General features: G+C 37.2%; 11 protein-coding genes and 1 rRNA gene. 7 read left to right on the plus strand and 5 right to left on the minus strand.

Translation table 11 applies throughout. From position 1 onward, the window contains the following. Together B5D46_RS11005 and murI are read right to left on the minus strand one after the other, a co-directional pair. Positions 1 to 146 (minus strand): 16S ribosomal RNA (locus B5D46_RS11005); the annotation flags it as partial. Between the two features lie 364 nt (positions 147 to 510). Next, the gene (gene murI / locus B5D46_RS11010; RefSeq protein ID WP_078929506.1) at positions 511 to 1,314 is read right to left on the minus strand and encodes a glutamate racemase; all 804 of its coding nucleotides are present in this window, start codon (positions 1,312 to 1,314) and stop codon (positions 511 to 513) included. A 64-nt stretch (positions 1,315 to 1,378) separates the two neighbouring features. On the opposite strand from murI, the gene trmA reads away from it, so the two are divergent. After that, the gene (gene trmA / locus B5D46_RS11015) at positions 1,379 to 2,521 is read left to right on the plus strand and encodes a tRNA (uridine(54)-C5)-methyltransferase TrmA (protein ID WP_159443107.1); all 1,143 of its coding nucleotides are present in this window, start codon (positions 1,379 to 1,381) and stop codon (positions 2,519 to 2,521) included. Positions 2,522 to 2,585: 64 nt separating this feature from the next. On the opposite strand, the gene B5D46_RS11020 is transcribed toward trmA, so the two are convergent. Both B5D46_RS11020 and rpmE read right to left on the minus strand, forming a co-directional pair. Further along, complete coding sequence (locus B5D46_RS11020; RefSeq protein WP_078929508.1) at positions 2,586 to 3,842, minus strand: malic enzyme-like NAD(P)-binding protein; 1,257 nt, start codon at positions 3,840 to 3,842, stop codon at positions 2,586 to 2,588. Positions 3,843 to 4,174: 332 nt separating this feature from the next. Continuing rightward, on the minus strand, positions 4,175 to 4,399 hold the full coding sequence (rpmE, locus tag B5D46_RS11025; RefSeq protein WP_031490912.1) for a 50S ribosomal protein L31: 225 nt from the start codon (positions 4,397 to 4,399) through the stop codon (positions 4,175 to 4,177). A 269-nt stretch (positions 4,400 to 4,668) separates the two neighbouring features. Here rpmE and priA point away from each other — a divergent pair, with 269 nt between their 5' ends. The 6 genes from priA to B5D46_RS11055 all read left to right on the plus strand — a co-directional run bounded on the left by priA (position 4,669) and on the right by B5D46_RS11055 (position 11,702). After that, positions 4,669 to 6,900, plus strand: coding sequence for a replication restart helicase PriA (gene priA, locus B5D46_RS11030; protein WP_078929509.1), 2,232 nt, complete (start codon positions 4,669 to 4,671; stop codon positions 6,898 to 6,900). 289 nt (positions 6,901 to 7,189) lie between these two features. Then, complete coding sequence (gene argS, locus B5D46_RS11035) at positions 7,190 to 8,929, plus strand: arginine--tRNA ligase (RefSeq protein ID WP_078929510.1); 1,740 nt, start codon at positions 7,190 to 7,192, stop codon at positions 8,927 to 8,929. Positions 8,930 to 8,931: 2 nt separating this feature from the next. Further along, positions 8,932 to 9,591 (plus strand): SPOR domain-containing protein, encoded by a 660-nt coding sequence (locus B5D46_RS11040; RefSeq protein ID WP_078929511.1) that lies wholly within the window; start codon positions 8,932 to 8,934, stop codon positions 9,589 to 9,591. A 10-nt stretch (positions 9,592 to 9,601) separates the two neighbouring features. After that, positions 9,602 to 10,129, plus strand: coding sequence for an ATP-dependent protease subunit HslV (gene hslV / locus B5D46_RS11045; protein WP_031490908.1), 528 nt, complete (start codon positions 9,602 to 9,604; stop codon positions 10,127 to 10,129). A gap of 5 nt (positions 10,130 to 10,134) precedes the next feature. Then, positions 10,135 to 11,457 carry an ATP-dependent protease ATPase subunit HslU gene (gene hslU, locus B5D46_RS11050; RefSeq protein WP_031490907.1) on the plus strand — a complete coding sequence of 441 codons (1,323 nt, stop codon included), beginning with the start codon at positions 10,135 to 10,137 and terminating at the stop codon, positions 11,455 to 11,457. Then, complete coding sequence (locus B5D46_RS11055) at positions 11,457 to 11,702, plus strand: hypothetical protein (RefSeq protein WP_031490906.1); 246 nt, start codon at positions 11,457 to 11,459, stop codon at positions 11,700 to 11,702. Before hslU ends, B5D46_RS11055 begins: the two co-directional genes overlap by 1 nt. 183 nt (positions 11,703 to 11,885) lie before the next feature. Here the strand turns inward: B5D46_RS11055 and B5D46_RS11060 are convergent. After that, positions 11,886 to 12,047: transposase (locus tag B5D46_RS11060; RefSeq protein ID WP_143098625.1), on the minus strand; the 162-nt coding region annotated here is incomplete at its 5' end.

Genomic DNA, 12,047 nt, shown 5'->3' on the forward strand with positions numbered 1-12,047 from the left:
CTCTATCAGGTAGCTTCCCAAACTTTACTCACCCGTCCGCCACTCGTCATCAGGAAAAGCAAGCTTTTCCTATGTTACCGTTCGACTTGCATGTATTAGGCCTGCCGCCAGCGTTCAATCTGAGCCATGATCAAACTCTTCGATAAAAAAGATTTTGATTTAAATTTTTGATAGTCCTTCAGCTCTTGCCTTCTCTATCTTTTTGTTTCCCTCTTCCGAGGGCCCACACAGATTGTCCGTACTTGTTTTTAAAGAACTTTTAAAACGCTTGGTTTTATTTGTCGTTGTCGTTCGTGACAACGGAAATGCATTATAGACTTTTTTTGAAATGTGTCAAATGTTTTTTTTAACTTTTTTCTGATTTTTTCAGAAGTGAGCTTTTTGAGTATAGGTTTAATCGCTTATAAATGCTATTTGATCTAGATCAAATTTTTTTAAATTTTTTTTAAATTTTTTTTAATTATTTTTTTTGAAAATTGAGTGTTGGAATTACTTTAATCAAACATCAAATTATTTAATTGATACAGTAAACTTTTCAAGTTTCTCAAATCCAAATTTCTTAACCATTTGAAGTCTGCCTTCATAATCTAAAAGATGTCCTGTATAAAACGCTCTTGGAATAGACTCTTTTGTATCCAGAGATGGAGTATTTCTAATTACATCCTTAACTCGTCTGCCTATTGCTTCTCCAGAATCAATAATATTCATACCAGGAAGAAGTTCTTTTAGAACATCCTTTACAAATGGGTAATGTGTACAACCAAGAACAACTGTATCAGGTCTTTCTTCTAGTTTTTCAGAAAGAAAAGGCTGAACAATTTTTTTAATAGAATCCTTATCGACAACTCCTGTCGTCAATCTTGTTTCAGCAATAACAGCAAGCATTGCATCACCAACACAGATAAGTCTGCAATCACTGGCAAATTTGTCGATCAGCTTCTTTGTATATGCTCTTGATAATGTACCTGGTGTAGCCAAGAGACCAATTATCTTGTTCTGGGAAATTTTAGCAGCAGGTTTAACCGCAGGAACAACTCCAACAATTGGAACCTTTATAGCAGAGCGTAAAGATGGAAGAGCAATAGTACTTGCTGTATTACAAGCGATAACAATGGCATTAAAGTTAAACTGATCGTTTATCTGTTCAATCAAACTTTTTATTCTGTTAATCAAAAAGTCTTCTGTTTTACTTCCATAAGGAAAGCATTCATTATCAAACAGATAATATGGTTCGATGTCTTTATTTAGCTTCATGACATCACTTAAAATTGACAATCCACCAACACCTGAGTCAAAAAAAAGAACTCTTTTCACTTTAACTTTAAGCTCCGACAATTTAAGATCTCATATATTTTTTTACATGGACCGAAATTTAATTATGCTAAAAACTTTAATTGGAACAACCGATCCTCAAAATTACGATCAATATCTTAATGAAAAAATCGATTCCGTAGTGAATTTATTTAAAAAAAATAATCTTGAATTCCCTGAACCAGAAGTTTTTGCATCTCCTGCGGAATATTACAGAATGAGAACAGAATTCTGTGTCTTCTTTAATAAAGAGCACACTGATTTTGAATTCTGTATGTTTGTTCCTAAATCAAAACCAAAACAAAGAATCGAACTAAAATCGTTCCCTGTTGGCTCCAAAGCCATTAATCAGGCAATGGCAATATTAAAAAAACACCTGATGAAATATGATGAGCTTACAGTAAAACTTTTTGAAGCAGATTTTCTTGCAAATCAAAAAGGAGATCTCGTTATCTCCTTAAATTACCACAAGAAAATAGATGAAAATAAATTTAAAGAAGCTGCATATTCTCTAAGAGAGCATTTCATCAGTGAAGGTTTGTCTGTTAACTTTGTTGGAAGAGCAAAGAAGCAGACTGTTCTTGCAGATACCGATACCATTCTTGAAACCATAAAAACCAAAGATAAGGATTTCTATCTGTATCAGGTTGAAGGAAACTTTTCGCAGCCAAACATTTATGCATGTCAGAACATGGTTCAATTTGCAAGAGACTGCTGTTCAAACTGCAAAGATGAAGATTTAATTGAACTGTACTGTGGAAGTGGAACTTTTACAGTGTGTCTAGCAGATCTGTTCAGGAAGGTGTTTTCAACTGAAGTATCCAGAGTTCCAACTCTGACAGCAATTAAAAACATAGAAAAAAACAATATCAAGAATACTCAAATTGCAAGATTATCAGCTGTTGAGGTTGCCCAGGCTCTTGAAGGAACCAGAGAATTTAAGAGATTAAAACTGGCCGATATTGATATCAAAGATTACAACCTTACAACCCTTTTAATCGATCCTCCTCGTTCTGGCCTTGAATACAAAGAGGCTTTAGACTTCACTGCAAGATTCAACAGGGTTATTTATATTTCTTGTGGACCAACTTCCCTTTGTTCTGATCTTACCTATCTATGTAAAACTCATAGGATAAAGAAACTGGCATTTTTTGATCAGTTCCCTTACACAGAACATCTTGAAACCGGAGTCCTTCTGGAAAAAATCTAACTCCACAAAAAAATAATCCTCTCGGAGAGAGGATTATAACTTTCTAAAAATCGTTTTTTCAGAATTACTGTTTATAGCAGTCTGGCAGAGGAATCTGGGAAACTCCTGTCTTAACAGCAGCACGTGCAACAGCACCTGAAACCTGAATTCTTAGTCTTGGATCCATTGGCTTTGGAATCAAGTAATCACGTCCATATTCTAGATGATCAACCAAAGCGGCCTTAACAACCTCTGGAGGAACTGGCTGCTTAGCAAGCTCTCTTAAGGCATTCATAGCAGCCTTCATCATCTCTTCATTGATGCAGGTTGCACGGACATCCAATGCGCCACGGAATAAGTAAGGGAAGCATAGAACATTATTAATCTGATTTGGATAATCTGAACGACCTGTACCCATAATAATATCAGGACGAACTTTAGCAACCAGTGCAGGATCAACCTCTGGATCTGGGTTTGAACATGCGAAGATAACGGCATTAGGAGCCATGCTCTTAACATCTTCCTCAGTTACTAGACCAGGACCTGATACACCCAGAAGAACATCTGCATCCTTAATAGCCTCTGATAGAGTCTTTGGACCAGCATCGTTGATAAATCTTGGCTTCTCACCATTGTTGTACTGAGGTCTATCAGAACGAATTACACCGTGACGGTCAATCATAAAGAAGTTTGCTTTGTTAGCACCACAAGCCAGAACTAAATCTGAACATGCTACACCAGCGGCACCAGCACCAACGCAGACAATCTTACAGTCCTCAATCTTCTTACCCTGTAATTCAACAGCATTTAGAATACCAGCTGTTGTAACAATTGCGGTACCGTGCTGATCATCGTGGAAAATAGGAATCTGACAGCGTTTCTGAAGCTCGCGCTCAATAATAAAGCACTCAGGAGCTTTGATATCTTCTAGGTTAATACCACCGAAGGTATCAGCAATGCACTCAACTGTAGTAATAAAGTCTTCAACAGTCTTATGCTTAACTTCAATATCAATAGCATCAATACCAGCAAAACGATTGAATAATAAAGCCTTACCTTCCATAACAGGCTTTGAGGCAAGTGGGCCTAGATTACCTAAACCTAAGATAGCAGTTCCGTTGGAAATAATTGCAACAGAATTGCCCTTACCAGTGTATCTATATGCATCTGATGGGTTGTCAGCAATAGCACGAACAGGCTCTGCTACACCAGGACTGTAGGCTAATGTCAAATCATCTGCTGTTTCAGCTGGTTTTGTAATAACTACCTTGATTTTTCCTGGAACAGGATTCTCATGATAGGCTAAGGCTCTTTCACGTAATAATTTAGCATCATGTGACACAGTAACCACCTCTTATTGTTTGTTTTGCTGTATGTAAAAAAGGAGAAAGATGTATCGCCCTTTACCACTCTAATTTCAATTAAAGGAAAGGAGAATAGTCAATATATTTAAATTTCCCCGACCGTTTCATTAAGTAGTCTAGCATGTACTATTTTTTTTACTAAAAGAAAATTCACATTTTGAATAATTTTTTCGTTTATTTTTAATATATTGTTTACAAAAAGAAAAAATAGATACTAGAAAGAAAAGATATATAAGAGAAATATATAGTGGAGATAGGGTAAAAAAAAATAGCCCGAAGGCTATTTTTTTCATTACTAGAACGTTCGCTATTAGTGCTTGATAGCAAGTGATGAAATACCACCGAAACGCTTCTTGAATGCCTCAACTCTTCCGCCGGTATCAACGATCTTCTGCTTACCAGTGAAGAATGGGTGGCACTTAGAGCAAACATCTAAGCTTAAATCATGTCCTGCAGTAGTACGGATCTTAAAAGTGTTACCACATGAGCAACGTACATTTACTTCCTTGTACTCTGGATGAATATTCTCTTTCATTTGAACCTCATTGCGTGTCGCGCTTTCAACCGCGGTTGCGTCGAATACCACACGCCTATTAATAGAAACGGTGGCTTATGATAGTAAATTAATTTTTTTTATGCAAGTATTATTTACATTAATTTTCAGTGAATTATCCGCATAAAATACCTCAGATAAAGCATCTGAATGCATAATATGTTGAAAAGGTTCCGTTTTATACCGTCAATGATTGCGTGGTAAAATATCATCATCATTAATTCTGTCTAGAGATTTATATACACTGTTCTATGAAAGACTCCGACTGCACAATTGTTAATGTCGTAATCAATCGACCATTACAAAAAAAATTTGCATATAAAATAGAAGGAAAAGCTGGAGTTGAATGCATTGGCTCTAGAGTCGAAGTCAATTTCGCTGGTTCAAACTGCATCGGAATCATTACCGACGTGAATCCAGAAATAAATCTCCCAGTTTCAAAAATCAAAAAAGCTAAACTATTAGATAAAACCTCCTTTATATCTGAAGACATAAAAAAGGTTCTGGAATTTGGAAGCGCCTTTTATCAGTATCCTTTAGGACAATGCTATAACGTTGCCCTGCCGAAGATGTTAAGAGATGGAAAACCTTTCGCCTACGAAAACATTCCTGCAATTGAACTGCAAAGTGTTCCTGATGAGGATGCATTAGCAAAAATAAGATCTCAGGAACAGCTAAAACTTATAGAGATTCTGAAAAACGGAACTATAAGAAGAAAGGAATTAAGAGAAAGAGGTTTTTCAAGCCAGACCGAGAATGCCTTAATAAAAAAAGGTATTGCAAAACTTATAAATCTGCAGACAGAACAGAAAAGATTCACTGAAATAGAGCTTCCGATTTTAAAGGAAAATCCTCCTGTTCCAAATATAGAACAGCAGAATGCAATCCTATCGATAACATCTACAAATGAATTTGGGGTTTTCCTCCTCAATGGTATTACTGGCTCAGGAAAAACTGAAGTTTACCTCAGAGTTATAGAGGAAGTTTTAAAACAAGGAAAAGCTGCATTAGTTCTTGTACCAGAAATTGCGCTCACCCCTCAGACCTTCAATAGGTTTTACAGAAGATTCAATATTCCTGTATCTTCAATGCACTCAGCACTTACAGATAGAGAAAGGCTTGATGCATACATTGATATGCAAAGCGGAAAATCGGGAATATTAATTGGAACAAGAACAGCTTTATTTACACCAATACCTAATCTCGGACTTATTATCATCGATGAGGAACACGATTCATCATTTAAGCAAAGTGATTCCTTCCGATATCATGCAAGATCCCTTGGAATAATAAGAGCTAAGGAGAATAACTGTCCTATCATTTTAGGCTCAGCAACTCCAAGTCTTGAAAGTGTATACAACGTAAAAAAAGGAATATATAAAAAGCTAGATCTGACAATTCGTGCAGGAGGAGCATCTCTCCCTGATTTTCAGATCATTGACCTAAGAAATGAGCCTTTAACAGAAGGACTTAAAACAGGAGTAAGTGAAACCTTAGAAAAGGAGATAGGAGAGGAAACAGCCAAAGGAAATCAGGTAATGCTTTTCCTCAACAGACGAGGATATGCACATCACATGGTATGTCACAACTGCGGACACGTCTTCATGTGCCCACACTGCGATAACCTTCTGACAGTTCATAAAGGTTTGAACAGATTAAAATGTCATATGTGTGAAAATAATATTCCAATTCCGAAAGTCTGCCCGAACTGCCAGAGTGATGCACTGTTTGAACAGGGATTTGGCACAGAACAGGTAAGCGATTACCTGAAAACAAGATATCCTGATATAGGTATAGAACGCATCGACAGAGATGTTGTAACAACAAAAGCTCAGCTTGAAAGCAGATTGAACAGAATTACCTCAGGAAAATTCCAGATTGTTATCGGAACTCAGATGTTGGCTAAAGGTCATGATTTCCCTAACGTTACTCTGGTAGGCATTCTTGATATAGACTCTTCACTGTTTTCAGATGATTTCAGATCACTTGAAAATGCCGCTCAGCTTTTAACCCAGGTATCAGGACGATCCGGCAGAGGAAATAAAAAAGGGCGAGTAATCATTCAGACTCATCACAAAGACAATTTACTTATAAACCAATTGATTAATCCTGAATGCTCCTACCTTAATATTGCAGAAGACCTGCTGAAGACTAGAAAAAACCTGATGCTGCCCCCATATACTTATCAGGCATTTATATTAAGCAACAGTTCTGAACGTATAACAGCATTTTCGTTTTTGAATAAACTGCACTCAGAATTAATAAGTGTACTTAATAAATATTCAAATATAGCAATAACGCCTGTTATGTCTGATAAAATGGAAAAACAGCAGAATCGTTACCATTTTCATATGCTGGTTACATGTTTAAGCAGAAAAACCTTGAATATGTTTTTAACCGAAGTAAGAAATATAGTTGCAGAACAATCCTTATCTCAGGATTTAAGATTCGCTATTGAAGTTGATCCAATAATTATGTGCTAGGCGCATTTTATGGTATTCTTCTCAAAAAATTTTTCCTTTATTCAGACAAATTATTTGTCATAGTGAATAAATTCGTTGAATTGCAGTAAAAAAAATAATGATTTTCATTATGTTATAGCGATTCACCATTAAATAAACAGATGTTTGGTACCCTGCGGTCAGTGATCAATATCTATATGGATTGAATCAGTGAAACTGCTAAAGCAAGAATTAATTTATTTGAAATTAAACTAGAGGTGCGAGTTTTCTCCAGCAGTAAATAATAGCTGGCTTCTATTCGCAGATATTTATGAAACAAATCATTGAAAATTTAATTAGAGAAAGCATTTCATCATTAAATAAAGACAATTCAATTAGCCCAGAATTACTAAACAATATCCGGGTTGACCGCACAAAGGACAGAGCTCACGGTGATTTTGCATCCAATATTGCAATGATGCTGGCCAAGCCTCTAAAGAAGAATCCAAGACAGATTGCTCAGGATATTATTGATAATATTCCTAGTGATTCTCACATTTCTAAAATCGAAATTGCAGGTCCTGGCTTTATTAATTTCTTTGCTAACAAGGATTCAATTGCAACTGCTCTTGAAGCAATGAACAAAGATGCTCGATTAGGCGTAAAGGAAGTCAGCAATCCGGACACTATCGTTGTTGACTATTCAGCACCAAACGTAGCAAAGGAAATGGCTGTTCACCACATTCGTTCAACTGTTATCGGTGATGCTGTCGTTAGAGTTCTCGAGTTTTTAGGTAATAAGGTTATCCGTGCAAACCATATCGGTGATTGGGGAACCCAGTTCGGTATGCTGATTGCCTACTTAGAGAAAAAAGAGAATGAGTCTGGTGTAGGCATGGATTTATCAGACTTTGAAGCATTCTACCGTGAAGCAAAGGAATGCTACGATACAGATGAAGAATTTGCCGTAAAAGCTAGAAGCTACGTTGTTCAGCTTCAGGGTGGCGACGAATACTGCCGTACCATGTGGAAAAAGCTGGTAACCATGACCATGGTTCAGAATCAGAAACTGTACGACAGACTGGACGTAACCTTATCAGATAAGGATATTATGGGCGAGAGCCTATATAACGATATGCTTCCAGGTGTAGTTGAGGATCTGATGAACAAAGGAATCGCCCAGGAAGACCAAGGGGCAATCGTTGTTTACCTTCCTCAGTTCAAAAATAAGGAAGGCAATCCTCTAGGTAACATCGTAAGAAAGAATGATGGTGGATATCTGTATACAACAACTGATATTGCTTGTATCAAATACAGAGTTGAGAAGTTAAAGGCTAACAGAATTCTTTACTTCACAGATTCTCGCCAGCAGCAGCATCTTGAAACAGTTTGGGCCATCTGTGAAAAAGCAGGTTATACAAACAAGAACGTATCCCTAGAACACTGTCCATTCGGAATGATGTTAGGAAAGGACGGTAAGCCATTCAAGACAAGATCAGGCGGCACTGTTAAGCTGAGAGATGTTCTTGATGAGGCAGAATCAAGAGTAAAGGCTCTGCTTGCAGATAGAAAATCTACCTTGTCTGATGAAGATAAAGAGACTGTTATTCATAACATTGCAATGGGTGCAGTTAAATATGCAGACCTATGCAAGAACCGTACTACAGACTATATCTTCGACTGGGATCAGATGCTGTCATTTGAAGGCAATACAGCTCCATATCTTCAGTACGCATATAGCAGAATCAGAGCTATCTTCCGTAAAGCAGAAGATATCAAGCCAGGCAAGATTATCATCAGCTGTGAGGCAGAAGAAGATCTTGCAAACAAGCTACTTGCATTCTCAGAAGCAGTATACAGTGTTGGCAATAAAGCTCTTCCAAATCTACTATGCAATTATCTATTTGAATTATCAAATCTATTTATGCATTTCTACGAAGCCTGCCCTGTACTGAAGGATTCAGTAGATATGGAAACCAAGCAGAGCAGACTTGCACTGTGTGAAGTTACAGCAAAAGTTCTGAAACAGGGTCTTGGTCTTCTGGGAATTAACGTAATGGAGCAAATGTAAGAGTGGACAAGTACAAACAAGCATTATTGGTTTACTTTAATAAAACCAAGGAATTTTTACTTAAAAAGAATGAAAATTCAAAAATTAAATATAAAAATCTAACCGTCTGCGGAATCGGTTTACTGGTTTTTATTTTAATTTGTCTAATGCTTGTTCCATCCAAACAGAACGATAACACAATGATGCTTCATCCAAATGATGTTTCCTCTTCAAATGAGGAAGTATCATTTGCGGACAATAATGCTGTTGCTGTAACTCCTTCAGCAGACGAGGAAAACTCTCTACAGATTCAGAATAAACCTCAATCAGAAGATATGACTGAGGAATACAGCACATCAGATAATCCTGCAGATGAGGCAAATAATGAAGAGCTTTCTCAGAATGATAATTCAGCTCAGGCAAATCAGGAAGAGAATTCAGAGCAGACCGTACAGTCAAAGGGAACTTACCTTTACTGCGGCAAATATGACTCACAGAAGGAGGCCTCTGAACACAAAGCAACACTGGCTTTTTCAGCAGGTCTAATCTCTTCTGCGGTTAAAAAAAATGGCAACTTCACACTAAAAATTGGTCCTTTCAAATCAAGGGATGAGGCAATAAGCGCATTTGAAAAAATGGACAAGTTATCTTTGGTTGATGAATGCCAGTTAGAAACAGAATAAGGATTATTTAATGACAACTATCGTATCAATTAGAAGAAATGGTGTCGTTGCTGTAGGTGGTGATGGCCAGGTAACAATGGGTCAGAGCACCATACTTAAAGGCAATGCCAGAAAAGTAAGAAAAATTTTCCATGGTAAGGTTATCGCTGGTTTTGCAGGCTCAACCGCTGATGCATTTACTCTTTTGGATCTATTCGAAAAGAAGCTTGAAGAGCATCAGGGTATATTGGAAAAAGCAAGTATTGAACTGGCAAAGCTATGGCGTTCAGACAGAGCATTAAGAAAACTTGAAGCTATTCTTATTGTTGCAGATAAAAAAGACTCTCTGATGATTACAGGAACTGGTGATGTTGTGAAAATGGACGACGACGTCCTAGCAACAGGTTCAGGCGGAAACTATGCCCTGGCTGCAGCAAGAGCTCTTATTGAAAACACTGATTTATCTGCAGTTGATATTGTTAAGAAATCTCTTGATATCGCTTGCAACATTTGTGTGTTCACCAACGAAAATCATATTATCGAAACACTAGAGAACTAATAAAGATGTCAGAATTAACACCTCGCGAAATTGTTAGCGAATTAGACAAGTATATTATCGGACAGAAAGAAGCTAAAAAAGCGGTTGCAATTGCTCTTAGAAACCGTTGGAGAAGAATGCAGATCGGCAAGGATCTGCGAACAGAAATTGTTCCAAAGAATATTCTTATGATCGGCCCTACCGGTGTCGGCAAAACAGAGATTGCCAGAAGACTAGCAAAGCTGGCAAAAGCTCCTTTTGTAAAGGTTGAAGCAACAAAATATACCGAAGTTGGATATGTTGGTAAGGATGTAGAATCCATTATCAGAGAGCTTGCTGAAGTTTCTATGAAAATGGTTAAGGAAGAGGCATTCAAACATAACAGAGCTAAAGCTGAAGATGCTGCAGAAGAAAGAATTCTGGATGCTCTGCTTCCAAATCCAAGCGCAACTGAAGAAGAGAAAAACAATTCTTCTGCAAGACAGATGTTCAGAAAGAAGTTGAGAGAACATTCAATTGATGATAAAGAAATTGAAATCGAAATTTCTGATAAGAGTCCAACTGTAAATGTTATCGGTGGAGCTCCAGGAATGGACGAAATCAACGATCAGCTACAGTCTATTTTTGACTCAATGCATGCTCGTAAGAAAACCACCAAAAAGATGAAGATTAGTGAGGCCTTCAAGATCCTGTTAGAGGAAGAAGCTGCTAAGCTTACACAGAATGATGATTTAAGAACAAAGGCTATTGAACTTGCTGAAAACAACGGCATTGTCTTCATTGATGAGATCGACAAAATCTGTCAGGAAGGCGGTGTTGACAGAGGTGTAGTATCACGTCAAGGTGTACAGCGTGACCTGCTTCCACTAATCGAAGGCTCATCAGTAAACACAAAATACGGAATGTTAAAGACTGATCATGTACTGTTCATCGCATCAGGTGCATTCCAGATGTCAAAGCCATCAGATCTGATCCCTGAATTACAGGGACGTCTTCCTATCAGAGTTGAATTATCAGCACTTACTTCAGATGACTTTGAAAGAATTCTAAAAGAGCCTAACAACAGCCTGACAAAACAGTACGAACTGCTGCTAGGAACAGAAAACGTTACTGTAAAATTCGAAGAATCAGCTATTAAGAGAATCGCAGAGGATGCATTCAAGGTTAACGAAAAAACAGAAAACATTGGAGCCAGAAGACTTCATACTTTAATGGAAAAAATCCTTGAAGACGTTTCCTTCTCTGCTCCTGATAAGGCAGGAAGCACAGTGATTATCGACGACAAATATGTTGATGAGCACCTGGGTGATCTTGTTGAAAATGAAGATGTAAGCAGGTACATACTATAGTGATTGAAAAGAAACTCACTCCAAAAGAAAAGCTCCTGCTGGAGCAGTTAGATGAACTGTGTGGACTTTGCACACAGTTTTCTGAACGACTTTTGGAAACAGAAAAGACTCTCAATCAGAAAAATAAAGAGTTAGAGTCAATCCGTAGAGAAATGGCTCAGCTTCAGGAAGAGAATCATCATCAAAAAGAAATTCTGCAAACCTGGAGACAAAGACTCGAAACTGCACTAACCTCCATAAAGTAAACACTAAAAAGAGGCTGGCTAAAAAGTATGTCAGCCTCTTTCATTTTTCAAACATAGAATTTTGTTATTTCTAGGGAATTGAAATTTTCAAATACGATTTTGTTGAGATATTTATTTTGATTGGAGATTTTTAGAACTTTTAGAGAGATAAGGTAGGAAGCTTAAGGTATTTCTTGTTCTTTTTTAACTTATTACCGCATTCATTTCATTTCTTATATTGGCCCATTTTCTTATATTATGAGCCAGAGCCACAAGCCCAAATTCAATTATTACCTTCGCTTTAGATCGCAGTCTGAATCTTTTGAAACCGTGATTATATTTGATATCACCGAATACAGCTTCAGG

The organism is Succinivibrio dextrinosolvens DSM 3072, assembly GCF_900167015.1.
Classification (GTDB): domain Bacteria; phylum Pseudomonadota; class Gammaproteobacteria; order Enterobacterales; family Succinivibrionaceae; genus Succinivibrio; species Succinivibrio dextrinosolvens.